General features: G+C 68.1%; 26 protein-coding genes. 15 read left to right on the top strand and 11 right to left on the bottom strand.

The genetic code is table 11. The features are described 5' to 3' along the window. Nucleotides 1–9: 9 nt before the first annotated feature. The 13 genes from AC1PZ7_RS11610 to AC1PZ7_RS11550 all read left to right on the top strand — a co-directional run bounded on the left by AC1PZ7_RS11610 (nucleotide 10) and on the right by AC1PZ7_RS11550 (nucleotide 13203). A complete protein-coding gene (locus AC1PZ7_RS11610; protein ID WP_482355386.1) occupies nucleotides 10–999 on the top strand; it encodes an acetamidase/formamidase family protein in 990 nt (329 codons plus the stop codon). Between the two features lie 211 nt (nucleotides 1000–1210). Further along, entirely contained in the window at nucleotides 1211–2932 is a 1722-nt protein-coding gene (locus tag AC1PZ7_RS11605) for a nitrilase-related carbon-nitrogen hydrolase (RefSeq protein WP_482355385.1), read from the top strand. A gap of 385 nt (nucleotides 2933–3317) precedes the next feature. After that, nucleotides 3318–4550, top strand: a complete 1233-nt coding sequence (locus AC1PZ7_RS11600; RefSeq protein WP_482355384.1) for a CaiB/BaiF CoA transferase family protein — start codon at nucleotides 3318–3320, stop codon at nucleotides 4548–4550. Further along, on the top strand, nucleotides 4547–5494 hold the full coding sequence (locus AC1PZ7_RS11595; RefSeq protein ID WP_482355383.1) for a hydroxymethylglutaryl-CoA lyase: 948 nt from the start codon (nucleotides 4547–4549) through the stop codon (nucleotides 5492–5494). Before AC1PZ7_RS11600 ends, AC1PZ7_RS11595 begins: the two co-directional genes overlap by 4 nt. Before the next feature lie 42 nt (nucleotides 5495–5536). Further along, on the top strand, nucleotides 5537–6376 hold the full coding sequence (locus AC1PZ7_RS11590) for an ABC transporter ATP-binding protein (RefSeq protein WP_482359623.1): 840 nt from the start codon (nucleotides 5537–5539) through the stop codon (nucleotides 6374–6376). Then, a complete protein-coding gene (locus AC1PZ7_RS11585; protein WP_482355382.1) occupies nucleotides 6373–7167 on the top strand; it encodes an ABC transporter permease in 795 nt (264 codons plus the stop codon). The genes AC1PZ7_RS11590 and AC1PZ7_RS11585 overlap by 4 nt, the downstream gene beginning before the upstream one ends. 27 nt (nucleotides 7168–7194) lie before the next feature. After that, nucleotides 7195–8208 (top strand): ABC transporter substrate-binding protein, encoded by a 1014-nt coding sequence (locus AC1PZ7_RS11580; RefSeq protein ID WP_482355381.1) that lies wholly within the window; start codon nucleotides 7195–7197, stop codon nucleotides 8206–8208. A gap of 178 nt (nucleotides 8209–8386) precedes the next feature. Beyond that, complete coding sequence (gene mdcA, locus AC1PZ7_RS11575; protein ID WP_482355380.1) at nucleotides 8387–10054, top strand: malonate decarboxylase subunit alpha; 1668 nt, start codon at nucleotides 8387–8389, stop codon at nucleotides 10052–10054. Nucleotides 10055–10064: 10 nt separating this feature from the next. Then, a complete protein-coding gene (mdcC, locus tag AC1PZ7_RS11570) occupies nucleotides 10065–10379 on the top strand; it encodes a malonate decarboxylase acyl carrier protein (RefSeq protein ID WP_482355379.1) in 315 nt (104 codons plus the stop codon). Further along, on the top strand, nucleotides 10376–11308 hold the full coding sequence (locus tag AC1PZ7_RS11565; RefSeq protein WP_482355378.1) for a biotin-independent malonate decarboxylase subunit beta: 933 nt from the start codon (nucleotides 10376–10378) through the stop codon (nucleotides 11306–11308). Before mdcC ends, AC1PZ7_RS11565 begins: the two co-directional genes overlap by 4 nt. Beyond that, complete coding sequence (mdcE, locus tag AC1PZ7_RS11560) at nucleotides 11295–12026, top strand: biotin-independent malonate decarboxylase subunit gamma (protein ID WP_482355377.1); 732 nt, start codon at nucleotides 11295–11297, stop codon at nucleotides 12024–12026. The genes AC1PZ7_RS11565 and mdcE overlap by 14 nt, the downstream gene beginning before the upstream one ends. Further along, entirely contained in the window at nucleotides 12016–12693 is a 678-nt protein-coding gene (gene mdcG, locus AC1PZ7_RS11555; RefSeq protein WP_482355376.1) for a malonate decarboxylase holo-[acyl-carrier-protein] synthase, read from the top strand. Before mdcE ends, mdcG begins: the two co-directional genes overlap by 11 nt. A 132-nt stretch (nucleotides 12694–12825) precedes the next feature. Then, nucleotides 12826–13203, top strand: a complete 378-nt coding sequence (locus tag AC1PZ7_RS11550; RefSeq protein ID WP_482359622.1) for a RidA family protein — start codon at nucleotides 12826–12828, stop codon at nucleotides 13201–13203. A gap of 13 nt (nucleotides 13204–13216) precedes the next feature. On the opposite strand, the gene AC1PZ7_RS11545 is transcribed toward AC1PZ7_RS11550, so the two are convergent. From AC1PZ7_RS11545 to AC1PZ7_RS11510, 8 genes are all read right to left on the bottom strand, one after another. Beyond that, nucleotides 13217–13636 carry a hypothetical protein gene (locus AC1PZ7_RS11545; protein WP_482355375.1) on the bottom strand — a complete coding sequence of 140 codons (420 nt, stop codon included), beginning with the start codon at nucleotides 13634–13636 and terminating at the stop codon, nucleotides 13217–13219. 35 nt (nucleotides 13637–13671) lie between these two features. Beyond that, on the bottom strand, nucleotides 13672–14283 hold the full coding sequence (locus AC1PZ7_RS11540) for a hypothetical protein (protein WP_482355374.1): 612 nt from the start codon (nucleotides 14281–14283) through the stop codon (nucleotides 13672–13674). A 93-nt stretch (nucleotides 14284–14376) separates the two neighbouring features. Further along, nucleotides 14377–14628 carry a hypothetical protein gene (locus AC1PZ7_RS11535; protein ID WP_482355373.1) on the bottom strand — a complete coding sequence of 84 codons (252 nt, stop codon included), beginning with the start codon at nucleotides 14626–14628 and terminating at the stop codon, nucleotides 14377–14379. A 99-nt stretch (nucleotides 14629–14727) separates the two neighbouring features. Next, nucleotides 14728–15840, bottom strand: coding sequence for a tetratricopeptide repeat protein (locus tag AC1PZ7_RS11530; RefSeq protein ID WP_482355372.1), 1113 nt, complete (start codon nucleotides 15838–15840; stop codon nucleotides 14728–14730). A 55-nt stretch (nucleotides 15841–15895) separates the two neighbouring features. Further along, the gene (locus AC1PZ7_RS11525; RefSeq protein ID WP_482355371.1) at nucleotides 15896–16744 is read right to left on the bottom strand and encodes a formyltransferase family protein; all 849 of its coding nucleotides are present in this window, start codon (nucleotides 16742–16744) and stop codon (nucleotides 15896–15898) included. Continuing rightward, a complete protein-coding gene (locus AC1PZ7_RS11520) occupies nucleotides 16741–17841 on the bottom strand; it encodes an ABC transporter substrate-binding protein (protein WP_482355370.1) in 1101 nt (366 codons plus the stop codon). The genes AC1PZ7_RS11525 and AC1PZ7_RS11520 overlap by 4 nt, the downstream gene beginning before the upstream one ends. Continuing rightward, the gene (locus AC1PZ7_RS11515) at nucleotides 17838–19946 is read right to left on the bottom strand and encodes an MFS transporter (RefSeq protein ID WP_482355369.1); all 2109 of its coding nucleotides are present in this window, start codon (nucleotides 19944–19946) and stop codon (nucleotides 17838–17840) included. The genes AC1PZ7_RS11520 and AC1PZ7_RS11515 overlap by 4 nt, the downstream gene beginning before the upstream one ends. After that, on the bottom strand, nucleotides 19943–20803 hold the full coding sequence (locus AC1PZ7_RS11510; RefSeq protein WP_482355368.1) for a hypothetical protein: 861 nt from the start codon (nucleotides 20801–20803) through the stop codon (nucleotides 19943–19945). Before AC1PZ7_RS11510 ends, AC1PZ7_RS11515 begins: the two co-directional genes overlap by 4 nt. A gap of 172 nt (nucleotides 20804–20975) precedes the next feature. On the opposite strand from AC1PZ7_RS11510, the gene AC1PZ7_RS11505 reads away from it, so the two are divergent. Together AC1PZ7_RS11505 and AC1PZ7_RS11500 are read left to right on the top strand one after the other, a co-directional pair. Next, nucleotides 20976–21398 carry a DUF6524 family protein gene (locus AC1PZ7_RS11505; protein WP_482355367.1) on the top strand — a complete coding sequence of 141 codons (423 nt, stop codon included), beginning with the start codon at nucleotides 20976–20978 and terminating at the stop codon, nucleotides 21396–21398. Nucleotide 21399: 1 nt separating this feature from the next. After that, nucleotides 21400–21831: a DUF6524 family protein gene (locus AC1PZ7_RS11500; protein ID WP_482355366.1), complete on the top strand. Its 432-nt coding sequence runs from the start codon at nucleotides 21400–21402 to the stop codon at nucleotides 21829–21831. A gap of 20 nt (nucleotides 21832–21851) precedes the next feature. Here the strand turns inward: AC1PZ7_RS11500 and AC1PZ7_RS11495 are convergent, their stop codons facing one another. The 3 genes from AC1PZ7_RS11495 to AC1PZ7_RS11485 all read right to left on the bottom strand — a co-directional run bounded on the left by AC1PZ7_RS11495 (nucleotide 21852) and on the right by AC1PZ7_RS11485 (nucleotide 24182). Next, complete coding sequence (locus tag AC1PZ7_RS11495) at nucleotides 21852–22874, bottom strand: cation diffusion facilitator family transporter (RefSeq protein WP_482355365.1); 1023 nt, start codon at nucleotides 22872–22874, stop codon at nucleotides 21852–21854. Between the two features lie 137 nt (nucleotides 22875–23011). Next, the gene (locus tag AC1PZ7_RS11490; protein WP_482355364.1) at nucleotides 23012–23821 is read right to left on the bottom strand and encodes an MlaA family lipoprotein; all 810 of its coding nucleotides are present in this window, start codon (nucleotides 23819–23821) and stop codon (nucleotides 23012–23014) included. Between the two features lie 67 nt (nucleotides 23822–23888). Then, nucleotides 23889–24182 carry a hypothetical protein gene (locus AC1PZ7_RS11485; protein ID WP_482355363.1) on the bottom strand — a complete coding sequence of 98 codons (294 nt, stop codon included), beginning with the start codon at nucleotides 24180–24182 and terminating at the stop codon, nucleotides 23889–23891. Nucleotides 24183–24238: the final 56 nt, after the last annotated feature.

Below are 24238 nucleotides of genomic sequence, written 5' to 3'. Positions count from 1 at the left end.
GAGAACATCATGACCTGGCTCGAGAACTCCATCATGGCTCGCAAAGGTCTCGCCAAAGGCCAGGCGGGCACCTCCCACACCATCACCGAGGCGGAACAGGGCACGTATCACTACGTCTACGGCCCCTATGTCGACCCGGTGCTCAAGGTGGATCCCGGCGCGGTGGTCGCCGCGGAGACGCATGACGCCTTCGAGGGCGCCATCAAGAACGAGACCGACAACCCGCTCGAAATACTGAACTTCCCCTATCTCAACCCGCAGAACGGCCCGATCTACGTCAATGGCGCGGAAAAGGGCGACACGCTCGCGGTCTACATCAAGAACATCGTCCCGCGTGGCGAGCAGCCGCGCGGCACCACGCTGATCATGCCCGATTTCGGCGGGCTGGTGCCCACCGCCGACACCGCCATGCTCAACGCACCGCTGCCGATCCGGGTGAAGAAGCTCCATGTCGATGCCGAGACCGGCACGAAGTGGAACGACAAGATCACCCTGCCCTACGTGCCCTTCATCGGCACTATCGGCACGTCGCCGGAGATCGAGGCGATCACCTCGCTGCAGCCGGACTATTACGGCGGCAACATGGACCTTCCCGACGTCGGCATCGGCGCGGTGATCTACCTGCCGGTCAACACCAAGGGCGCCCTGCTCTATCTCGGCGACTGCCACGCCACGCAGGGCGACGGCGAACTGTGCGGTGTCGCGCTCGAACACCCGACCGTCACCACCCTGCAGATCGACCTGATCAAGGGCTGGACCATCCGCACGCCGCGGCTGGAAACCAAGGACTTCATCATGTCCATCGGCTCGACCCGCCCGATGGAGGATGCCGCCCGCATGGCCTATCGCGACCTCATCCGCTGGATGGCGGCCGATTACGGCTTCGACGAGATCGAGGCCTACATGCTGCTCACTCAGTGCGGCCGCGTGCGCCTCGGCAACATGGTGGACCCCAAATACACGCTGGGTGCTTCCATCCTGAAGTCCTATCTCGGCTGAACCGGGACGGCGCTTCTCCCTCTCCCCGCGCGGGGAGAGGGATGGGTGGGGGGCATGGTCCGCGCCGGCCACCCGTCACCCGACCCGCTTCGCGGCCCACCGGCTTGAGAACTGGGCGCACGCCCCAGGAAACGCCTGATCCGTCCATTCCCGGCGCGGCCGCCTGACGATGCGGAGCGCCGAACGCCCCTTGCCGTCCCGGAGAGAGCCGATGACGAAACCGCTCAAGGTCGCCACCGTCCAGTTCGAGCCCACCATGTTCGAGAAGGAGCGCAACATCGCGCGCCTCGTCGGATTGGTCACCAAGGCGGCGCAGGACGGTGCCAGGCTCATCGTGACACCGGAGATGGGCACTACCGGCTATTGCTGGTTCGACCGCGACGAAGTCGCGCCGTTCGTCGAACCCATTCCCGGCCCGACCACCGAGCAGTTCGGCGAAGTCGCGCGCGAGCATGGCTGCTACATCGTCGTCGGCATGCCCGAGGTCGATCCCGCGACCAATCTCTACTTCAACTCGGCCGTGCTGATCGGGCCGGAGGGCGTCGTCGGCACCCACCGCAAGACCCATCCCTACATCGCGGAGCCGAAATGGTCGGCGCCGGGCGATCTCGGCCATCAGGTGTTCGACACGCCCATCGGCCGCATCGCCCTGCTTGTCTGCATGGACATCCATTTCGTCGAGACCGCCCGCCTCGTCGGACTCGGCGGCGCCGACGTCATCTGCCACATCTCCAACTGGCTGGCCGAGCGCACCCCGGCACCCTACTGGATCACCCGCGCCGTCGAGAACAGCTGCTACCTCATCGAGTCCAACCGCTGGGGGCTGGAGCGCACCGTACAGTTCTCTGGCGGCAGCTGCGTCATCGGGCCGGACGGCGCCATCGAGGCGGTGATAGACACCGGCGACGGCGTCGCCTGCGTCGAGATCGACCTGGAGCGCGCCCGCGACCGCCGCATGCTCGGCGAGAAGGTGTTCGAGCAGCGTCGGCCGGAGCTCTACATGGAGCTGCCGACCAACACCTTCCTGTGGAACCCGCTCGACTTCTTCAGCCTCTACGGCCACCGGCCGCTGCCGCCCGGCCGGCGCTCGCGCGTCGCCGCCGCGCAATTCGCGCCGACGGGAGACGTCCGCGCCAATCTCGACCGCATCGAGGAACTCGCCGTGAAGGCGGCGCGCGAGGACGGCGCCGAGCTCGTCGTGTTCCCCGAACGCGCCGTCACCGGGCTCGACGCCCCGGCCGCCGTGCCGCTCGACGGGGAAGCGGTCGCCCGCCTCGTCGCCATCGCTGCGCGCCATGGCCTCCACATCGTCGCCGGCCTCGCCGAGGACGACGGCGGCATGCTCTACAACAGCGCCGTGATGGTGGGCCCGCAAGGCGTGGTCGGCAGCTATCGCAAGACCCATCTCGACGCCTCCGATCACAATTGGGCCAAGCCCGGCGACATTTGGGGCGTGTTCGACACCAAATTCGGTCGGGTCGGCATGCTGATCGGCCATGACGCCGCCTTCCCGGAGGCGGGGCGCGTGCTGGCGCTGCGCGGCTGCGATCTCGTCGTCTGCCCGGCGGCGCTGCGTGGCCAACTGACGGCGCCGCATGCCGGCAGCAAGGTGGCGCAGAACTACCCGATCCCGACCGGCGCCGATCCGCATCACTGGCACCTGATGCGCGCCCGCGCCGGCGAGAACAACGTGCATCTCGCCTTTGCCAACGTGATTGATGAAGCCGCCGGCTATCACGGCAAGAGCGGCGTGTTCGGGCCGGACACCTTCGAGTTCCCCCGCCGCGAGGCGATCCTCGGCGCGGGCGAAGGCGTCATCGCCTGCGAGATCGACACCTCGAACCTCGACACGCGCTACCCGACCAATGTCGTGCGGCGCAAGGATCTGGTGACGATGCGCCTGCCCCACCACTACCAGCCGCTGATCCGCTGACCACCGGGACGCCGGCCCGCTCGTCGGGTTGGCGTCCCCCTCGCCTCCTGTTGAATATGCCGCGCCGGGAGGTTGCATTCCTCACCGGCGCGGCCGCGTTTGTGCCGTCCACCATCTGCCGCGCCGCGCGGCGGAGGCCGGCGCTGTGCGCGAAAATGCACGCGTCCGGTTGACGGGTGGGGCGGAAAACGGCTGACTCCCGCCCGGCCTATATGCGACATCGCACGATCCCGGCGCGCGATGTCCGGACCTTTTCGACCAGCTCGGAGGTGACGCGCCACAGGATGGCGACGCTCGCGTTTCGCATGCGGTCTTTGCCTAAAGACTATTGGACCTATGGCCGCATTCGACCGATAGAACGAAAAACGGGTGAGGAGCGTCACACATGGAAGGTCCCAAAGAGGGCCCGCTGGCGGGAATCCGCGTTGTCGAGCTCGGCAATCTGATCGCCGCGCCCTTCGCCGCGCGGCTGATGGCGGAGTTCGGCGCCGAGGTCGTCAAGATCGAATCCCCCGGCGAAGGCGACCCGCTGCGCAAATGGCGCAAGCTGCACAAGGGCACTTCGCTCTGGTGGTATCTGCAGTCGCGCAACAAGAAGTCCATCGCCGTCAACATGCGCGAGCCCGAGGGCCAGGAGATCGTCCGCCGCCTCGTGCGCGACGCGGATGTGCTGATCGAGAATTTCCGCCCCGGCACGCTGGAGCGCTGGGGTCTCGGCTGGGAGGCGCTGAAGGCGATCAACCCCAACCTCGTCATGGTGCGCATTTCGGGCTTCGGCCAGGATGGCCCCTATCGCGAGCGGCCCGGCTTCGGCGCGGTCGGCGAGGCGATGGGCGGCATGCGCTTCACCACGGGCGATCCCGACCGGCCGCCGGCGCGCACCGGCATCAGCATCGGCGATTCGCTCGCCGCGCTGCACGCGGTGATGGGCGCGCTGATGGCGCTCCTGCACATCAAGTCCGGGCGCGGCACCGGGCAGGTGGTCGACGTGTCGCTGTTCGAGAGCGTCTTCAACATGATGGAGAGCCTCGTCCCCGAATACGACCTCTTCGACTTCGTGCGCACCCGCTCGGGCGGCGCGCTGCCGGGCATCGCACCGTCGAACTCCTACCCCACCCGGGAGGGCACCTATGTGATCGTCGCCGGCAATGGCGACGGCATCTTCAAGCGCCTGATGGGCGCGATCGGGCGCGAGGACCTCGCGAACGACCCGCGCCTCGCCTCCAATGACGGGCGGGTGGCGCATGTCGAGGCGATCGACGGCGCCATCACCGACTGGACGAGCCGGCATTCGCTCGACGAGGTGACGGCGGCGCTCGACCGCGCCGAGGTGCCGAACGGGCGCATCTATTCGGTCGCCGACATCGTCGCCGACCCGCAATATCTCAGCCGCGACATGATCCTGCCGGCGACGCTACCGGACGGCACCGAGGTGAGGATGCCGGGCATCGTCCCGAAGCTCTCGCAGACCCCCGGCGCGGTGAACTGGCAGGGGCCGCGCCTCGGCGAGCACACGGCGTCGATCATGGCCGGGCTCGGCTACGCGGTGGAGGAGATCGACGCCCTCGCCGCCAGGGGCGTGGTGGCACGTTCCGAGGCACCCGGAGACGAGCCATGACGTGGGAAAGCGTTCCCCCGCGCGTTTTCATCCAGGAGGTGGTGACGCGCGACGGGCTGCAGATCGAGCCGCGCTTCCTGCCGACACCGGAGAAGATCGCGCTGATCGACGCGCTCTCGCAGACCGGCGTCGCCAAGATCGAGGTGACGTCCTTCGTCTCGCCCAAGGCGGTGCCGAACCTCGCCGATGCGCGCGAGGTGGCACGCGCCATCCGCCGGCGGCCGGGCGTGACCTATGTCGCGCTGGTACCGAACCTGCGCGGCGCGCAGGAGGCGCTCGAGGCGGGGATGGACGAGCTCAACCTCGTCATGTCGGCCAGCGAGACCCACAACCTCGCCAATATGCGGATGACGCCGGCGCAGTCGCTCGACGGTTTCCGCGCCATCGTGGCGGCGGCTGGCGGCACGACCGTCACGCTCAACGGCTCCATCGCCACCGCCTTCGGCTGCCCCTTCGAGGGCGCGCAGCCGGCCGGCAAGGTGCTGGACCTGGCGGAGGCCTATCTCGCCGCCGGTCTCAATTCGGTGACGCTGGCCGACACCACCGGCATGGCGAACCCGCGCCAGGTGGCGGACCTGGTGTCCACCTTCCGGGAGCGCTTCGGCGGCGTGCCGCTGACCCTGCACTTCCACAATACGCGCGGCATGGGGCTCGCCAATGCGCTGGCCGCGCTGGAGGCGGGGGCGGACCGCTTCGACGCCTCGCTCGGCGGCATCGGCGGCTGCCCCTTCGCGCCGGGGGCGACCGGCAACATCTCGACCGAGGATCTCGTCCACATGCTGGACGAGATGGGAGTGGCGACGGGCGTCGACCTTCCCGCCCTGCTGGCGCTGGCACGCAGCCTACCGGCGCTGATCGGCCATGACATTCCCGGACAGGTTGCCAAGGCCGGTCGCAGCGGCGACCTTCACCCCCCGCCCGCGCATCTTCGCGCGGCCCAATAGGACGACAGGATGGGAGAGCCCATGAACGCCGACGCAGGGGCGATGATCGCCCGGGCGCCGCAGGCCACGGCGCACCCCGACGCCCCGCTCGCCGTGGCGCTGGACGACATCGCCATCAGCTTCGCCATGAAGGGACAGCCGGTCTACAAGGCCGTCGCGCCGACCTCGCTGCATGTGGGCGAAGGCGAGTTCGTCGCCATCGTCGGCCCGACCGGCTGCGGCAAGTCGACCCTTCTCAACGCCACCGCCGGCCTGCTGGCCCCGGCCGGTGGCCGGGTCTCGATCTTCGGCGAGCCGCTGAACGGGCTGAACGGCAAGGCGGGCTATCTCTTCCAGCAGGACGCGCTGATGCCCTGGAAGTCGGCGCTCGACAACGTCGCCATCGCGCTGGAGATCGCCGACACCCGCCGCACGCAGGCGCTGGAGCAGGCGCGCGACTGGCTGAAGAAGGTCGGCCTCGCCCGCTTCGGCGACCGCTACCCGCACCAGCTCTCCGGCGGCCAGAGGAAGCGCGTCGCCCTCGCCCAGATGCTGATCCGCGAACCGAAGATCCTGCTGATGGACGAGCCCTTCGGTCCGCTCGACGCCCAGACGCGGCAGATCATGGGCACGCTGCTCCTCAATCTGTGGGCGCAGGACCGCAAGGCGGTGATGTTCGTCACCCATGATCTGGAGGAGGCCATCGCGCTCTCCGACCGCGTGGTCATCATGTCCGCCGGACCGGAGGCGAAGATCATCGGCGATTTCCCGATCGACCTCGCCCGCCCGCGCGACACCGCCGAGATCCGGCTCGACCCGCGGTTCCATGAACTGCACCGGCAAATCTGGGACCAGCTCAAGGCCGAAGTCGCCAAGACCTATGGGGAAGACCTGCAGCCATGAAGCTTCATCCCGCCAAGCTGCTGTTCCTGCAGATCCTCGTCGCCGTGGTCGCGCTCACCATCTGGCAGGTCGGCGCCACCGTGCCGATCGGCGGCGACTATCTGCTGCCGGAATTCTTCTTCTCCAAGCCGTGGGACGTGCTCGCGCGCGTCGTCGAACTGTTCGTCACCGGCACCATCTGGAAGCACCTCTGGATCACGCTCACCGAGACCGTGCTGGCCTTCATCATCGGCTCGGTCGGCGGCGTCGTGATCGGCTTTTGGTTCGCCCGCAAGCCCGTGGTGGCGGCGGTGTTCGACCCCTATGTGAAGATGGTCAACGCCCTGCCGCGCGTGGTGCTGGCGCCGATCTTCATGCTCTGGCTCGGCCTCGGCATCTGGTCGAAGGTGGCGCTCGGCGTCACGCTGGTGTTCTTCATCGTGTTCTTCAACGTCTATCAGGGCGTGAAGGAGGTGAGCCCCGTCGTGCTCGCCAATGCCCGCATGATGGGGATGAACGAGCGCCAGCTGTTCCGCAACGTCTACTGGCCCTCCGCCATGTCGTGGATGTTCTCCTCGCTGCACACGGCGGTCGGCTTCGCGCTGGTCGGCGCGGTGGTGGGCGAATATCTCGGCTCGTCCGCAGGCCTCGGTTATCTCATCCACCAGGCAGAGGGCGTGTTCGACGTGACCGGCGTGTTCGCCGGCATGTTCATCCTGGCCGCCTTCGTGCTCGTCATCGACTGGTTCGTGACGCGGGTCGAAAAGCGCCTGCTGGTGTGGCGCCCGCAGGCGGCCAGCGAACAGAACTGACAACGACAACAAACGGGAGGAAATGACATGAAGATGCGTACCTTGCTTCTGGCGGCGGGCCTGCTGTTCCCCACCCTCGGTGCGGCACAGGCCGGCGAGATCGAGAAGCCCAACATCACCCTCGGCGTCGGCGGCAAGCCCCTGCTCTATTATCTCCCGCTGACGCTGGCCGAGCGGCTCGGCTACTTCAAGGACGAGGGGCTGACGGTCGAGATCAACGATTTCGGCGGCGGCTCGAAGTCGCTGCAGGCGCTGATCGGCGGCTCCGTCGACGGCGTGACCGGCGCCTATGAGCACACGATCCGCATGCAGCAGAAAAAGCAGGACGTGCGCGCCGTCATCGACCTCGGCCGCTATCCCGGCATCGTCGTCGGCGTGAGCAAGCGCAAGGCGGACACCATCAAGTCGGTGGCCGACCTGAAGGGCGCCAAGATCGGCGTCACCGCGCCGGGCTCCTCCACCTATATCCTCGTGCAGTATCTGCTGGCGAAGAACGGCATGTCGCCGGACGACGCTTCCTTCATCGGCGTGGGCAGCGGCGCTTCGGCGGTGGCGGCGATGCAGAAGGGCGAGATCGACGCCATCTCGCATCTCGATCCGGTCATCTCCAAGCTGCAGGACATGGGCGAGCTGACGGTTCTGGTCGACACCCGCACCACCGCCGGCACCGAAGCGGTGTTCGGCGGCATGAACCCGGCCGCCGTGCTCTACTTCAAGGACAGCTTCATCAAGGCCAACCCGAACACCGTGCAGGCGCTCACCAACGCCTTCTACAGGACGCTGAAGTGGCTGGAGACGGCCACGCCCGAGCAGGTCGCCGCCGCGGTGCCGGAGGAATACTGGCTGGGCGACAAGGACCTCTACATCAAGGCGTTCAATGCCTCCCGACAGTCCTATTCGACCGATGGCAACATCGACGAGGCAAGCATGAAGAGCGCGCTGAACCTGCTCACCACCACCGATCCGAAATTCGACGGGGCGAGCATCGATCTCGGCAAGACCTTCGACGGGTCGTTCCTCGCCAAGGCGAAGGCCAAGTGATCCGCCGCGCCTGACCGCCGTGCCGTCCCCGCCTCCGGACGGCACGGCCCCCACGCGCGTCAAGGAGACCGCATTGGGGGGGGCGACAGACGAGGGCAAGGTTCGGTAAGCTGCGCCCGATGCCGTCGCGCCCGCGTCCGGGCGTGCCGGCTTCCGATCCGGTGCATGAGGTGCGGCGATGACCGTCCGATCCAACCCGGCGCAGCGCTCCTGGGACACGGCCCGGCACTCGCGCGACCAGCGCCTGTCGGCCGCCAGCCCCCATGCCAAGGGCAAGCTGGTCGCGCATCAGGATGCGACCAAGCTGCTTGAGGCCGTGCTGCGGCCCGGCGACCGGGTCTGCCTGGAGGGCGACAACCAGAAGCAGGCGGACTTCCTCGCCGCCTGCCTCGCGGCGGTGAACCCCGCCATGGTCAGCGACCTGCACATCGTGCAGTCCGGCGTCGTGCTGGCCGAGCATCTCGACCTGTTCGAGACAGGCATCGCCCGCAAGCTCGACTTCTCCTATTCCGGCCCGCAAGGCGCCGCGCTCGCCCGGGCGCTTCAGGCGGGGAAGATCCAGCTCGGTGCGATCCACACCTATATCGAGCTGTTCTCGCGCTATTTCATCGATCTCACCCCGCATGTGGCCCTCACCGTGGCGCGCTGCGCCGACCGCGACGGCAATCTCTACATGGGGCCTAACACCGAGGATTCCCCGGTGGTGATCGAGGCCACCGCCTTCAAGCAGGGCATCGTCATCGCCCAGGTGAACGAACTGGTCGACAAGGTGCCGCGCGTCGACGTGCCGGGCGACCGCGTCGACTTCGTCGTCGTCGCGCCGTCCAGCTTCTATGTCGAACCGCTGTTCACCCGCGACCCGGCACAGATCACCGAGACGCAGATCCTCACCGCCATGCTGGCGCTCCGCGGCATCTACGAGCCCTACGGGGTCAAGCGGCTCAATCACGGCATCGGCTTCAACACCGCCGCCATCGAGCTGATCCTGCCGACCTATGCCGAGCGGCTGGGGCTGAAGGGCAAGATCGCCACCCATTTCGCGCTGAACCCGCACCCGACGCTGATTCCGGCCATCGAGAGCGGCTGGGTGGAGCAGATTCATAGCTTCGGCTCGGAAGTCGGCATGGACGCCTATATGCGCGCCCGGCCGGACATCTTCTTCACCGGCCGCGACGGCTCGATGGCCTCGAACCGCATGTACTGCCAGTCCGCCGGGCTCTATGCGACGGACCTCTTCATCGGCTCGACGTTGCAGATCGACCTCCAGGGCAATTCGTCCACCGTCACGCGCGATCGCATTGCCGGCTTTGGCGGCGCGCCGAACATGGGTTCCGATCCGCATGGGCGCCGGCACGCCAGCGACGCCTGGCTGCAGGCGGGACGCGAGGCGTCGGCCGGCTCGGCGCAGTTGCCGCGCGGGCGCAAGCTGGTGGTGCAGATCGTCGAGACCTTCGGCGAGAAGCTGGTGCCGACCTTCGTCGAGACGCTCGACAGCATCGAACTGGCCAAATCGCTCGACCTCGCTCTGCCGCCGGTGATGATCTATGGCGACGACGTCTCGCATATCGTCACCGAGGAAGGCATCGCCAATCTCCTGCTCTGCCGCACGCCCGGTGAGCGCGAGCAGGCGATCCGCGGCGTCGCCGGCTACACCGATGTCGGGCGCGCGCGCGACCGCAAGGCGGTGGAGGAATTGCGCGCGCGCAAGGTGATCCAGCGGCCCGAGGATCTCGGCATCGACCCGCTCGACGCCAATAAAAGCCTGCTCGCCGCGCGCTCCATCAAGGAGCTGATGCACTGGTCGGGCAACCTCTACGACCCGCCGCGCAAGTTTCGCAACTGGTGAGGAGGCCGCGATGGATATCCTCAAGCTTCGCTACACGACCCGGGGAGGTGCCGCCGGCACGGCCCGTAGCGTCCTCGTCGGCGTCGTCGCCTCGGGCAATCTGGAGGTGCTGCTGGAACGCACACTCCCCGACACCGAATGCACCGTGGAGATCGCCACCCCCATCGGCGGGTATGACGAGGTATGGAAGGCGGTCGTCGCCGACTTCGTCGAGCGGGCCAGCCCGGGCGGCCTGCGCATCTCGATCAACGATGGCGGCGCCCGGCCCGACACGGTCGCCCTGCGGCTGATGCAGGGCGCGCGTGCGCTGGAGATCGACCGATGAGCGACACGAGCGATATCGCACGCGCGGGCGCGGCGAGCTGGTTCCTCTCCACGGCCCGCGAGCGCCTCGCCGGCCTGCTCGATCCGGGCAGCTTCGCGGAATTCATGGACCCGACCGAGCGGGTGCAAAGCCCGCATCTCGCCTTGTTCGACCTGCCCGCCGCCTTCGACGACGGCATGATCGTCGGGCGCGGCAGGCTCGATGACCGCGACGTGCTCGTCGCCGCGCAGGAAGGCCAGTTCATGGGCGGCACCTTCGCCGAGGTCAGCGGGGCAAAGCTGGTCGGGCTGCTTCGCGCGGCCCGCGACGACGCCCGGCTGCCCCGCACCATCCTGCTGCTGCTCGACAGCGGTGGGGTGCGGCTGCAGGAAGCCAACGCCGGCGAACTCGCCGTCGCGGAAGTGATGCGGGCCATCGTCGAAGCCCGCGCGGCGGGAGTTGCGGTAATCGCGCTGGTCGGCGGGCGCGCCGGCGCGTTCGGCGGCGCCGGGCTCACCGCCGCGACCTGCTCGGCGATCGCCATTTCCGAGCAGGGACGGACCGGCGTGACCGGCCCCGAGGTGATCGAGACCAACAAGGGCGTCGAGGAATTCGATTCCCGCGACAAGGCGCTGGTCTGGAGCGTCACCGGGGGACGCACCCGCCGCCTGATCGGCGGCGCCGACGCCTATGTTGACGACACGATGGACGGCTTCCGCGCCGCCGCGCTTTCGCTCATGGATCGGGCGCCGCCCTTCGAGCTCGCGACATTGCGCGCCGAGCAGGCGCGGCTGGCGGCGCGGCGGACGGTGCTCGGCGCCTGCACCACCGCCGCCGAGATATGGACGGCGGTCGGCCTCGACGATCCGGAGGCGGTCCGCGACATGGACGACGAGGCCTTCACCGCTGCCGCCGCTGCGGCGAAAGGAGCGGACCATGACGCTCGATGAGATATTGGCGGGCCTGTTTCCCTCCGGGCACGATGTCGTCACGCGCCCTGACGGGCTGATCCTCGGCACCGGCCGGCATGGCGACGGCGCGAGCGTCGAGGTCATCGGCATCGCCGGCGGCGCACCGCTCGGCATAGACGGCCTGCTGCCGCTCGCAGAGCGGGTGCTGGACGTGATCGGTAGGGGCGGCTCCGCGCCGATCCTCGTTCTCGTCGACACCCAGGGCCAGCTCATGTCCCGCCATGACGAGATGCTGGGGCTGAACGAGTATCTCGCCCATCTCGCCAAATGCCTGTTGCTGGCCAGCCGTGCGGGGCATCCGACCGTCGGCCTGAACTACGGCAAGGCCGCCGCCGGCGCCTTCCTGGCGACGGCCGGCGCGACCGACATTCTCGTCGCCCTTCCCGGCGCCGAGCCGGCGGTGATGGACCTGCCCTCGATGGCGCGCGTCACCAAGCTGCCGATCGAGAAGCTGACGGAGCTGTCGAAGACGACGCCGGTCTTCGCGCCGGGCCTCGCCTCGATGAGCGCGGTGGGCGCGGTGGCGGAGGTCTGGGATCCGGCCAGGCCGCTCGCGCCGCAGTTCGAGGCGACCTTGGCCAGCCTTCCCGCGCATGACACACGGGACGCCCTCGGCGCCGAGAGGGGCGGAAGGCGCGTCGCGGCCGACATCGCCCGCCGCGTGGCGGAGCAGGCCTCAAGCAGCCATGACGATTGAGCGAACGGAGCGCCGGCACGACCTGCTGCGCGTCCGGTCGGAGGGCTGGGATGCACTGCTCGGCGCCGACGGTGGGTTCAACCATCTCGCCGACGACGCCCGGCGGCTGGTCGAAGGCTGGGCCGGGCGCGGCTGGCCGGTCATCGTGCGCCGCCGCGCCGAAGGTGACGACCGGTGGACCATCGCCGTCAGCCTGCCGCTGCCCCCGTCACTCGGCAAGCTGAGGCTCGGCTTTCGGCTGCCGCCCGAAATGGTGGCCGAGCGCCTCTCTGCCGTTCCCCTTGGCGAGGCCGTCGGATCGGCTCCCGCACATCTGCGGCCGCAGCTCGACGCCCTCGATGCGCTCGGCGAGCGGCTGCGCTTGCGCCCGGCCGTGTTCGGGGCGCTACTCTGGCAGCATCTGACGGGGCTCGCCTATCTCCATGCCGGATCGGACATCGATCTCATCTGGCCGGCTCCCGCGAGCGCCGACGTGCCGGTTCTGCTGGACGGCCTCGCGGAGCTCGACCTGGCCGGTCCGGCGCGCATCGACGGCGAGATTCTGTTCGGCGGCGACGGCGTGAACTGGCGCGAACTGCGCGGCGGCCTCGCGGGCGGCGACAGCCGCGTGCTCGTCAAATCCATGGACGACGCGACGCTCAGATGCGCGCACACGCTCCTCGCATGAGCGTCGGGCAAGCCGCTGCGCGGGCCGATCATCGCCGGGGATAACCGGCACAGGCATTGACGCCGCCTGCCCACCGGGGCGGAATGTCCGCCCCCTCCCCGTGCCCAGGAAACCTCGATGTCGCAGTTTCACATGATCCCCGGCGCCCCACGTCCGGTCGCCCCGTTCAGCCATGCGGTCGAGGCGGATGGCTGGGTGTTCATCACCGGGCAGATGCCGACCTGGCCGGACGACGACTCCCGGGCCCTGCCCGAAGGCGTCGAGGCGCAGACCCGCCGCGTGATGGACAATCTCGTGCTCGTGCTGGCGGGAATCGGCCTCGACCTGTCGCATGTCGTGCAGGCGCGGGTCTATCTGACCGAATTCAAGCGCGACTACCCTGCCATGAACGCGGTCTACGCCTCCTATTTCCCGGCCGAGCGGCGGCCGGCGCGAACCTGCGTCGGCGTCACCGGTCTTGCCCGCGATGCGCTGGTCGAGATCGACCTCGTCGCGCACCGGCCGGGATGACGGAAGAGTCCTGTCAGATCTTCTTGTCGGGGCTGGTCGAGCTGTCCGGCGTGACGGGAGCGGACGTGGCCGGAGCGGGCGTGGCCGGTGCAGGCGTGGCCGCGCCCGGCGCGGTGGTCGAAGTGCCGCTGTCCGGCTCGGCCGGCGCGGGCGTGGTCGCGCCCGGCGCGTCGGTCGAGGTGCCGGCATCGGGCTTCTGGCGGCGGATGACGATGTCGCCGTTCGGCTGCACTTCCGGCATCGTATAAGGGATGACGCTCTTGATGTAGTCCAGCGCCTCGCTGGCGGCATCCGAGAGCGACTTCTCGATGCGGTCGAAGGTGCTGGGCGGCTCGGTCGACTGGCCCAGTTGCTGCGCAAAGGCGCACGGCGCCGCTGCCATCAGCACCGATCCGGCAAGGCCGAGCACCTTCAGATGACGGACGATGTTCATGACCAGTCTCCTTACGACGACGGAACTGCTCCGCCTCAGTTGATCTTGAGCACCACGCGCTCGGAACGCCGCCGCAGGAAGCCAACGGCTAGCAGCAGCAGCAGGAATATCCAGAAGTTCAGCCGGTTGGCGAGCCAGCCGGCATAGAAGAACAGATAGACCGTCGCATAGGCGCCCCAGACGAGGATCACCACGTTGCGGATGCCGTGCGCAAAGGCGCGGCGCGAGCGATGGATCAGCAGCGGGCCATAGAAGACGAGCCCGCCCAGCAGCAGTACCGCGAAGCCCACGAGGCTCGGCAGCCGGCCGGAGAACGGCCAGACCAGGATGGCGGAAAGATCGTAGGCGAGCGGATTGGCCGGGCCCGAGAGGAACTGGCCGAAGCTCATGTCCCACGGCCCGCCGCGACGAAACACCTCGCCCGGGTCCAGAAGCCCCCAATGCACGTTGGTGCACAGAATGATGCCGCCGGCGAGCACGCCGATGGCGAGGGAGAACAGCTCGATATAGGGCGTGGCGGGAAGCTGGCAGTCCTGCGCCGCGTTGATCGCACGGCAGGAGGCGGCAAGCAGCGCGAACGGGAACAGGCCCAGTGCAGCGGCCTGGACCAGAAGGGCGATCGCCGTGAACGCCAGTTCGCTTCCCATCGTCTGCTCGTAGCGTCCCCTGTCGGCGGCATGCCGCGGCACGCCCGTTCCACCATCGTCCCGCCATTCCGCCACATCGGCGATGGCGGATCTTCAGAGCCGGCAATCCTCCGGCGCACGGTCCCCCGGCACCGTACAGTTGCCCGGCATCGACAGCGCCGGCTGCTCCGCATCGAAGGAGCGCCCGACAATGTCGCTGGCCTTCAGCACCATCCAGGTCACCGCCAGAAAGGCGATGATGCCGGCCAGTCCGATCACGAGGAAACGGGCACGGTAGAGGATCAACACCACGGCAATGGCCAGAGGAAGCAGGACGAAGCCGATGACGAACAGCGTCTCAAGCATCCTGACGAGATCCCAACATCCGGCTCGATCCGGCGCGGCCGGTCGTTTCCTCCTTAAAGCGCCAGCCCGGCGAAAGGAAGCCCGCCGCGCGCTCCTGCCTCACTGAACGGCGGTGGCGGGTTGTCCCAGCAATTCCCTGGCCTTGTCGAGATAGGCCTGCGACACAGGGTCGAGCTTCAGCGCCTTTTCCAGCTCCTCGGCGGCCTTGTCGGTGTTGCCTGTGCGCTGATAGAGATCGGCCAGCTTGGCATGCAGCGCCGGCTCGTTCGGCGTGATCACGACCGCCGCCTCGTACTGGACGATGGCGTCGTCGAACAGGCCCTGCTCGACCAGCATGTCGCCCCAGGCGGTACGGGTGACCAGATAGTTCGGATGCTGGCGCACGGCACGGGCGAAAAAGCCGTCGGCGCGGGCATAGTCCTTCTTGCCGGCATAGATGATGCCGAGATTGATCAGCGGATAGAGAAAGTCCGGCTGCTGGTAGAGCGACGCGTCGAGCATCTCGACCGCCTTGGCATACTGGGCCTCGCGCTCCTCGGGCGTGAGATTCGGGTCGCGCTCGGCCTTCAGCATGTGCATGCGCCCGAGCAGGCCGAAGGCCAGGAAATGCTGCTCCGACGGCTGCTCCGCGAGGAAACGGTCGATCGTCGCGCGGGTCTTGGGAAAGTCGAACTGCTTCGCAGCCAGTTCCTCGCGGCGATGATAGAGCGCGATGACGTAGGGGTTGATGAATTCGAGGATCTGGATCGCGCCCTCATGGAGCAGGCCGTCCATGTCGTCGGGCTTGCCGCGCACGACGATCAGCTTGACCGGCTGATCCTCCTTCTTCGTGTAGACGCGGATGACGAGCTGCGTCTCGTCGCGCTGCTCGGTGATCTCGCCGTTGATGTAGTATTTGATCAGGCCGAGCACGTTGCGGGTGCCGTTGATGAGCAGGCCGACCTCGAAATAATCCTCGAAGGCGCTGATGCCCTTCTCGACTCCGCCCTCGTCAATATTGATCGCCTGAAGCTCGGAGGCCGCCGCGACGCTGAGCTCACGCAGTTCATCCGTCAGCACGCGGGTGGCGATGGTCGAGGTGTAGCCGCTCCACTCGCGCACCTGCGGCACGTAGACCTTCTCGATGACGATATCCTCGCCGACGAACAGCGCGGCGACGAACACCATCGCCGCCGCGACGGCCGGCAATGTGAAAATACCGAAATCCAGCATCCAAGCCCCCGCCTACCTGCCGCGCGCCTCTGCGCCGAGACCGACGCGACGTCTTTCAAAACCGATTGGTATCGCAAGGAAAATCTACGGACAATCCAAAGCGTCCGAGAATATCGCGATACTCCTGCACGTCGATCAGCGACAGGCCGGCCGAATGAAAGCGATCGAACTCAGCCGGTGTCGGATAACTATTGCACTTTACCTTGGAACTCCCCTGCGGAACAGTCGCGATCGGAGCGCCGGCAAGCAGCTTTTCAACCGTTTCGTTAATCAGCCGGTTGCCGAGCAGGTGGCTGTCGAGATTATGCGCGAACGCCGAGCGGCCCGGCAGGATCGGCACATTCCCCTGCGCGATCATCGGGCCGCTGTCGATGCCGTCATCGACGAGATGGAGCGAACAGCCGAGCGTCTCCTCGCCGGCCAGCATCGAGAAGAAGTGCGGATAGAGCCCGGCATAGTCCGGCAGACGGCCGGGATGGACGTTGACCACGCCATGCCGCGCCGCGCCGAACAGGCGCGTCGGGATCAGGAAGCTGAAGCGCGCGGAAACAACCAACTCGGGCTGGAACCGCACGAGAGCGGCATTGAAGACGGGATCGTCGAGACCGCGCGCCACAGCCATGTCGACGTCGTAATGCCGCGCGAGCTGCACCGGCGTCATCAGCGCGTCGCCCTCGCCGAGGCCGGGGGCATCGTCGATCTGCGGGAACAGCGTGCCGAAGGGCAGGTCGCGCTCGAAATACTTCATGCGCCGGAGGTCCGGCACGGTCAGCTCGACCGGGCGGGTACGCTCGGCGAGCACCACCCGCAACCGGCAGCCTTCGAGCGGTGCGAGGCGAGCCATGAGGTCGTTGAGCAGCACCGTCGCGGTGAGGTCGCGCTTGCTGAGGATGAGGATCCTCATGGCCCGCCCCCGCCTGCCGGCTGACCGGCCGCCGGCGCCGCCTCCTCGCCCCTCTTGATGACCTCGATGGCGTTCATCAGCAGCAGCGGCGGATAGAGGTGCAGCTTGTGCGCCACTTCCATGTTGACGATCAGCGAGAAGCGGCTCAGCGCCTCCACCGGGATGTCCTCGGGCCGGCGCCCCTCGACGAGTATCTGCTCGGCGCGCGTGCCCGTGAGCTGGCCGACCGTGTAGTAGCGGCTGACCAGCCCGAGCAGCGCATCCGCCTCGACCACCGGCACCTCGCCGGCCGCCGCCACCGGAATACCGTGCGCCACCGCGGCACGGGTGAAGGCGGCGCGGTTGTTGAGGATGAACGAGCTGGAGCCGATATAGATCAGGTCGACCTTCTCATCGGCGAGCGCGGCGACGACGTCGGGCAGGCTTGCAGCGACGGGCTTGCCCGCGTCATCCCTCGGCACGGCCTTCGCCACCACCTCGAAATCCATCCCCGCAGCGAGGGAGCGGAGCTTCTCGACCGAACTGACCGCGTTCACCTCGTCCTCGTTATAGGCGACGCCGACGCGGCGGAACGGCAGATAGGAGCGGATCGCCCGCAGCTGCGTCTCCTCCGGCACGATCACCAGCGTGCCGGTGACGTTGCGCCCGGGATGTTCGAGGTCGGCCACCACGCGGGCGGCGACGGGATCGGTAACGATCATGAACAGGGTCGGGATATCGGTGAGGTAGCGGGCCGGATCGGGGTTGTCGTGCGTGCCGACCATGCCGAGCGTCGCGGTCGTTCCCCACGTCACCACCAGATCGACCTTGCGGGACCGCGCCTCGGCGACGAGATCGGGAAACTTCAGGTTCAGCGTCCCGGCATGGCGGATGAGGTACTGCACCGGCACCTTGCGGAAGGCGAGGTAGTCCTGGAAGCCGCGGCAGGCATCCTCGCAGCCGCGCCACAGCACCATCATGACCTTGAAGGGCGGGCGCTCCGCCTGCTGCGCCGGCGCGGCACCGGCAAGGCCCGCCAGCATCGGAAGTAACAGCAGCAGCACCGCAGCCGAATGCCGGCTGGCGGCGGCGAGGCGGCGGATCGCTCGCAGGGTCACACCGCCCTCCCCTTGCCGCTGCGCTGCGCGAGCAGCAGGACCGGCGCGCAGAGCGCGATCATGGCGCCAACGAACATGAGGCTCGCCGTGTAGCCGTAGCGCAGGGCGACGGCGGCCACCAGCATCGGGCCAATCACGCTGCCGACGCGCTCCAGCATGCGCAGCACGCCGAGCACCGTGGTCTGGCCGACCTTGTCGATCTCGGCGGCGCAGATTTCCGGCACCAGCGCGATCTGCGGCGAGATCGAGATGGCGTGCGCGACCGCGACCGCCAGCACCGCGCCGGCCACGCCGTAAATATCGGAGCGCACCGCCAGCAGGAACATGGCGAGGCCGGACAGCAGCGTGCCGACGACCACCAGCGACCAGCTATAGCCGCGCTCGTCCGCCATGCGGCTCACCCAGGGGCCGAGCAGCACGATGACCAGCGAGTACAGGATCATCACCCGGGCCGTCTCGGCCTCGGAGACGTCGAGACCGGCGAGATAGAGCGGCACCGCGTAGAACAGGAAGCCGGTGAGGACGATCTTGTTCGGGATCGCCGCGAACAGGACGAGCGCGAGGAAGCGTGGATTGGCCAGCGCGATGCGTAGATCGGCGAGCCGGAGGCGGCGGCGCTCCTCCGCCGGCGCCTCGGCGCGCCCCATCATGCGCAATGCCAGCAGGCCGGCGACGAGCGACAGCGCGGCGGCGCAGACGAACACCGCGCGATAGCCCGCCCGGTCGGCCAGGATGCCGCCGATGGCGGTGCCGCAGATGCTCGCCGACATGAGCACCGTCACGAAGACCGAGATGCCGCGTGTGCGCTCGCCCCGGCTGGTCACCTGGACGATGAAGCCCTGCGCGGCGATGGTGCACATGCCGTAGCCGACCGCTCCGAGCGCACGGGCGACGATGAGCTGCAGCACGCTCTGTGCCGCGGCGGCGGCGAGGAAGCCGACGATGGCGACGAGCAGCCCTGCGAGGAAGATGCGGCGCGGGCCGTAATGATCCGACCACGAGCCGGAGATCGGCGTCGCCAGCGCCAGCGTCGCCATGTAGACCGAGATCGGAATGCTGATCATCAGCTGCGGCGACAGCCACGGCACATTGGCGTCGAGCGAGGCGATATAGAGCGGCAGGAAGGATTTCTGCAGTTCTTCCGCCATGACGAAGACGAACAGCGGCAGCCGGACGTCGGTGATCGCCGCCCGGATATGGAAATGGTCGACGGGACCGTCGGTCAGGCCGAAGCGCGCGCCGATGGCGGCGACGCGGGCGCGCAGCGTCGGGCTCTGCCCGGCGTCCTCGACGAGCCGGCGATAGCGCTCGTTCAGCCCCCGCACCAGCCTGTTGAAGTGGCGCACCGCCCGGCCGATGCCGTCATTGGCGCGATAGGCGATGTGGCGGTGCAGATTGCCCCTGCCCCCCTCCTCCACCGCCGCGATGAGCTGGTTGAGGGGGCGCACCGTGCGCCCCGTCAGCAGGACCACCGCCATTTCGAAGGCGAGGAACAGCGCCACCAGCAGCACGATGAAGATATCCTGCGCCAGATCCTCGAACTGCCGGTCGATGAAGCGCGAATCCAGCCCCACGCCGATCACGGCGGCCGTCGCCCCATCCGGTCCTTCCGCGCGGCTGAGCACGCTCCGGCGCTCGCCGCTCCACACGATCTCGCGGTCGATGCTGCCGAGCGCGAAGATGCCGGCCGGCTGCGAGAGGTCGGCGGCGATCTCGGCATCTTTCTCGCCGGCGGCGAACAGCACCCGGCCCGCAGGATCCATCACGGCAGCATAGGCAATCTCGTGATGGCTCGACAGCAGCTGTTCGAGATAGGCCGGGACGCCGACCATCCGTTCGAGCGGTATGCCGTAGCCGAGTGCCCGCTCGACATCGAGCGTCGCCAGTTCCGCCACCGTGTCGGCCTTCTGGGTGATCTCCGGCGAGAGCGTCGCCTCGAACAGTCCGTGCGTGCGCAGCGACAGCAGCGTCGCGGCGGCGATGACCAGGGCGAAGGTGATGATCAGGATGCGCGTGCGCAGTCGCGCAATGTCATCCCCGGCCACGGCCAGGCCGGCCGTCTCGGAGGGCGCGTCGCCGGACGCCATGTCCGGGGCCGCGCTCATCGGCGCTCCTCCACGACGGCCGGCGCGGAATGCGGCGACGATGCCGCTTCCTGCTCCCTCAGCTCGCGCTCGGCCCGCGCAAGCTCGCTCTCCGCCTCCTCGACGGCCTGCCGGAAGGCGCGGACCGGATCGCGCAGCGCCTGAGGCAGCCGGGCGTCGACCGGGCGGCTGTCCTCCAGTTCGAACGCATCGGTCAGCCCCCGCAGGGTGCGCCGCATGCCGCGCGTCGCCAGCAGCGCCAGCACGACCGCGAGAAGCGCGAAACCGGCGAAGACCGCCAGCGCCGACGCCACCAGCCGGTTGCGCATCGTCGCGATCTTCTCCCCCGCCTCGGCCGTCGAATAGACCACCGCGACGCCGCCAAGACCTTTCAGAAAGCTCGAATCGAGCCGGACCCCGACCGTCGACGAGTTCTCGCCGTCGAGGTGCCAGTCGGGCCGGACCGTCTTCGCCTGGGCGTCGACCCAGGCCGGCGGCGTCGGCTTGCCGACAAGTTCGGGCACGGTCGAATAGAGGATGCGGTCGGAGGCGGTATCGAACAGCGAGACGCTCTCGATGTAGGGATAGTGCGCCTTCGCCTTCTCCAGAATGCCGGGCGCCGCGTGCAGCCCTTTCAGTTCCAGGCCGAGATTGAGCAGCACCTCGATGGAATCGCGCGTCCACGTCGTCACCAGCGCCACACGCCGGTCGGACAGCTCGGAGAAGGTGGTCAGGAACTTCGAATAGTTCAGCAGCGTCGCCAGCGACAGCACGAAGGCGAGCGAGACCAGCAGCGCGAGCGTCACGAAGGTCGTCGCGTGCAGCGAGGCGCGCAGCGAGCGCAGATACGCTCCCGGAGACCTCGAACGGATGTGCATGCTGTCTGCCGTCTGCCCCGAGTTGGACGCTGGCCCACGACCGCCTATACTGGCGTCGTCGGCGGATATTGCGTCATGCAATGAATAGCCGAACTCTATCGAAATGCCAGCGGCTCCGGGGTTTCGCGCAAACGCGGCGGGAATTTTCGGATCGGGGAGAACAACCTGAGCCATGCACGAGTTCGGACCGGTCGACCTACTGATACGCTGGCTGACCGGCCTGGCGCTGGTGCTCGGAACCTATAATCCCTACGCCATGTCCTATTATCATTGGGTCACGGACTATTCCGGCCACGTCTCGGCGAAGATCCTCGTCGGCGTGTTGCTGCTGATCCTCCACGTCGTGGCGATTCTCTCCAGCATGCGCTCGCTGGGTCTCATCGGCATCGGCTTGCTGACGGCGACCTTCGCCTCGGCGGCGTGGGTGCTCATCGACAACGAACTGCTCTATGTCGAGGACCCGCGGGTCTTCACCCTCACCCTCCTGGTGATTCTCGCCACGCTCTATGCCTCGGGCCTGTCGTGGTCGCATCTGCGGAACCGGCTCAGCGGCCAGGTCGATTCGACGGATGTGACTTTCAACTCGCCGGTGTGAGATGGCGCGCCTCGACATCAACCCGCCGGTCGACTTTCCCCGGCTGTTCGCGCGGCGCGGCTGTCTGGCGGCGACGCTGGTCTTCGGAACCTACAATCCGAGCGGCTATTCCTATTATCACTGGGTCACGCAGGGCGAGCAGTTGTCGACGCTGCAGTTCTTCGTCGGCGTCCTGCTGTTCTCAGGGCTGGTGGCGCTCGGCCGCATGGCATTTCTCAGCATTGGCTATTTCGGCATAACGGCGCTGTCGCTGCTGGTCATCATGTCGCTGCTGGCGGGCGTAGGCCTCGGCTTCTTCGCCTTCGACGACGTCCACATCACGGTCTATTTCACGCTATTCTGGATTTCGCTGGTGCTCGGGGTCGGCACGAGTTGGTCCTTCGTGCAGAAGCGCATTTCGGGCGAGCGCGACGTGCTGCGCACGCCGCCCTGACCGGCACTTGCGAGCCTGCCTCAGTGCCCCGCCGTGACGAAGACGGGCGGCGTGCCTTCGGGGTGCTCGTCGGCGTCGTCGACCTCGATCGTCACATGGTCGATGCCGAAGCGCTCGGCGAGCCGCGAACGCACCGCCGCTTTCACCTCGCGAGGCCGGGCGCCTTCCTTGACGATGAGGTGCAGCGACGCCATCAGGCGCTCGCCGGTCAGGCCCCAGATATGGATGTGGTGGACGTTCGCCACGCCTTCGACGCCGAGCAGTTCGTCGGCCACCACCGGTCCCTGCAGTTCCTCCGGCACGCCTTCCATCAGGATGTTCAGCGCGCTGCGGATCAGCGACCAGGCGCTGCGCAGGATCAGCACGCTCACGAACACCGACAGGATCGGGTCGATCGGCATCCAGCCGGTCGCGAGGATGACGAGCGCCGCCGCGATCGCCGCCACCGAGCCCAGCAGGTCGCCGATGACGTGCAGCAGCGCGCCGCGCATGTTGACGTTGCGGCTGTCGCCCGCGCGCAGCACCAGCACGCCGCCGACATTCACCAGAAGGCCGATCACGGCGACGACCAGCATCGGCCCGGCCAGCACCTCCACCGGCTGGGCGAAGCGTTCGATCGCCTCATAGACGACCCAGAGGGCGATGAGGAACAGCGTCGCGCCATTGGCCAGCGCCGCCAGCACCTGGAAGCGGTGATAGCCGAACGTCCGGCGCTCGTCGCTCGGCCGCCGGCTCAGGCGGAAGGCCGTCCAGGAGAGGAACAGCGCCACCGTGTCGGACAGCATGTGGCCGGCATCGGCGATGAGCGCCAGCGAGCCCGACAGCCAGCCGCCCGTCGCCTGCGCGATCATGTAGGCGCCGGTCAACAGCATGACCCAGAAGACGCGGCGCTGGCTGTCGTCGGTGACGCTCAGCCCGTGATCGTGCCCGTCGCCGGCCTTGTGCGCGCCCGAGGCGTGGCGGCCGGGCGGGTGATCATGCGGGGCATGATCGTGAGGTGCATGATCTTGCGACGGATGATCGTTCTCCGGGGAGGCGGTCATCGAGACATCCTGTCAGGACTGGGAGAAAGCCGGACGGCATGAATGCCGACGGCTGAAGTACAGTCCCGCAGGGAGTGCCCCCTGCGGGATTTGCACAGATGGGCGACAGACGGCCCGGCACCGGGCCGCATGCGCGATCAGTTGATGCGGATGACGCCGCCGAGCGGGCTCGATTTCAGCTCGGCCGCAGGGATCGAGTCGGCGCAGAGCTGCTCGCGGAAGCTCGCATATTCGGCCCGCACATCCTCGTAGCTCGGCGCGCCGACAGTGGTGACGCTCGGCGTCTCGGGCGTGGCGGCGGTCGCGTTGTCGAGCGACGGCGTCACCACCACCACCGCCTCGGCGGCCGGCAGCGGCATGTCGGAAGCCGCGGCGACGACGCGGTCGGCGACCACGTAGCCGAGCGTGAAGTCATGCGCGACCGAATAGGTGATGCCGTAGGTCACGACGGTGCCCGCCGCCTCGCGCGCATTGGTCGGGCCGACAAAGGGCAGCATCAGGAACGGGCCGGAGGGCACGCCGTAGCTGCACATCGCGCCGCCCAGATCCTCCGGCCGCGCCACCCAGCCCATGCGGGTGGCGACATCGAACACGCCGCCGATGCCGGCGACGCTGTTGATGGCGAAGCGGCCGACCGAGACGCCCATATTGTTGAAGTCGCCCTGCACGCCACTGGAAATGGCGGTCAGCGGCTCACGCAGATTGGTGAAGACATTGTCGATGCCGGTCTGGACGGAGGTCGGCACGCTCGCGCGATAGGCGCTGATCACCGGGTGCGCCACCACCGCGACGAAGGCGGTGTTGAAGGCATAGGTCGCGCGGTTCACCTGCTCCAGCGGGTCCCACACGGCGGCGTTGGCCGCCGTCTGCGCCGAAGCCGGCACGGCCGATGCGAGAAAGGCGCCCGCCAGCGCGAGCGGCAGATAGGTCTTGCAAGCCCGAATCATGTTGCCCCTCCTTCAGGATCCGACCGGCATCCGCCGCACGGCTAGGAAATGGAACGGCGCCGCCGGCTCACGGCAGCACCGCATAGGAAATCACGACCGCACCGGCGGCCCCCATCGCCGTCGACAGGGAGCCGGTGGCGGCAAGGCCGAGCGCGAAGGCGCCGCCAAGCAGCGCCGCGCCGAAGAGAACCTGCTGCGCCGACACATCCAATGCGGAGGCGGTATCGTTCGTTCCCGTCCGCGCCGCGTGTTCGTCGGCGGTGGGCAGGCGCGCCGGCTGACCGAAGGCCACGGAAGGCGGCAAGGCGGCGACGCGGCTGACCGGCTCGGCGGCGAGCCTGCCCGGCGCAACCGCGAGCATCGCCGACGCCAGAGCGGCAACCGTCAGGAGCGTCGCCAGCCTCGTCACCCGCGCGC

Source organism: Ancylobacter sp. TW_SC_1, from assembly GCF_056836805.1.
This window is presented reverse-complemented; position numbering and strand designations above follow the sequence as displayed.

Excerpts from the sequence above, each read along its gene's own strand:
- AC1PZ7_RS11525 (WP_482355371.1), bottom strand. The coding sequence starts at position 16,744 with ATGAGGATCCTCATCCTCAGCAAGCGCGACCTCACCGCGACGGTGCTG.
- AC1PZ7_RS11535 (WP_482355373.1), bottom strand. The coding sequence starts at position 14,628 with ATGCTTGAGACGCTGTTCGTCATCGGCTTCGTCCTGCTTCCTCTGGCC.
- AC1PZ7_RS11610 (WP_482355386.1), top strand. The coding sequence starts at position 10 with ATGACCTGGCTCGAGAACTCCATCATGGCTCGCAAAGGTCTCGCCAAA.
- AC1PZ7_RS11590 (WP_482359623.1), top strand. The coding sequence starts at position 5,537 with ATGATCGCCCGGGCGCCGCAGGCCACGGCGCACCCCGACGCCCCGCTC.
- AC1PZ7_RS11495 (WP_482355365.1), bottom strand. The coding sequence starts at position 22,874 with ATGACCGCCTCCCCGGAGAACGATCATCCGTCGCAAGATCATGCACCT.
- AC1PZ7_RS11595 (WP_482355383.1), top strand. The coding sequence starts at position 4,547 with ATGACGTGGGAAAGCGTTCCCCCGCGCGTTTTCATCCAGGAGGTGGTG.
- AC1PZ7_RS11500 (WP_482355366.1), top strand. The coding sequence starts at position 21,400 with ATGGCGCGCCTCGACATCAACCCGCCGGTCGACTTTCCCCGGCTGTTC.
- AC1PZ7_RS11600 (WP_482355384.1), top strand. The coding sequence starts at position 3,318 with ATGGAAGGTCCCAAAGAGGGCCCGCTGGCGGGAATCCGCGTTGTCGAG.
- AC1PZ7_RS11530 (WP_482355372.1), bottom strand. The coding sequence starts at position 15,840 with ATGCTGGATTTCGGTATTTTCACATTGCCGGCCGTCGCGGCGGCGATG.
- mdcA (WP_482355380.1), top strand. The coding sequence starts at position 8,387 with ATGACCGTCCGATCCAACCCGGCGCAGCGCTCCTGGGACACGGCCCGG.
- AC1PZ7_RS11550 (WP_482359622.1), top strand. The coding sequence starts at position 12,826 with ATGATCCCCGGCGCCCCACGTCCGGTCGCCCCGTTCAGCCATGCGGTC.
- AC1PZ7_RS11490 (WP_482355364.1), bottom strand. The coding sequence starts at position 23,821 with ATGATTCGGGCTTGCAAGACCTATCTGCCGCTCGCGCTGGCGGGCGCC.
- mdcE (WP_482355377.1), top strand. The coding sequence starts at position 11,295 with ATGACGCTCGATGAGATATTGGCGGGCCTGTTTCCCTCCGGGCACGAT.
- AC1PZ7_RS11585 (WP_482355382.1), top strand. The coding sequence starts at position 6,373 with ATGAAGCTTCATCCCGCCAAGCTGCTGTTCCTGCAGATCCTCGTCGCC.
- AC1PZ7_RS11580 (WP_482355381.1), top strand. The coding sequence starts at position 7,195 with ATGAAGATGCGTACCTTGCTTCTGGCGGCGGGCCTGCTGTTCCCCACC.
- AC1PZ7_RS11545 (WP_482355375.1), bottom strand. The coding sequence starts at position 13,636 with ATGAACATCGTCCGTCATCTGAAGGTGCTCGGCCTTGCCGGATCGGTG.
- AC1PZ7_RS11485 (WP_482355363.1), bottom strand. The coding sequence starts at position 24,182 with ATGCTCGCGGTTGCGCCGGGCAGGCTCGCCGCCGAGCCGGTCAGCCGC.
- AC1PZ7_RS11515 (WP_482355369.1), bottom strand. The coding sequence starts at position 19,946 with ATGAGCGCGGCCCCGGACATGGCGTCCGGCGACGCGCCCTCCGAGACG.
- AC1PZ7_RS11565 (WP_482355378.1), top strand. The coding sequence starts at position 10,376 with ATGAGCGACACGAGCGATATCGCACGCGCGGGCGCGGCGAGCTGGTTC.
- AC1PZ7_RS11540 (WP_482355374.1), bottom strand. The coding sequence starts at position 14,283 with ATGGGAAGCGAACTGGCGTTCACGGCGATCGCCCTTCTGGTCCAGGCC.
- AC1PZ7_RS11505 (WP_482355367.1), top strand. The coding sequence starts at position 20,976 with ATGCACGAGTTCGGACCGGTCGACCTACTGATACGCTGGCTGACCGGC.
- mdcC (WP_482355379.1), top strand. The coding sequence starts at position 10,065 with ATGGATATCCTCAAGCTTCGCTACACGACCCGGGGAGGTGCCGCCGGC.
- AC1PZ7_RS11605 (WP_482355385.1), top strand. The coding sequence starts at position 1,211 with ATGACGAAACCGCTCAAGGTCGCCACCGTCCAGTTCGAGCCCACCATG.
- mdcG (WP_482355376.1), top strand. The coding sequence starts at position 12,016 with ATGACGATTGAGCGAACGGAGCGCCGGCACGACCTGCTGCGCGTCCGG.
- AC1PZ7_RS11510 (WP_482355368.1), bottom strand. The coding sequence starts at position 20,803 with ATGCACATCCGTTCGAGGTCTCCGGGAGCGTATCTGCGCTCGCTGCGC.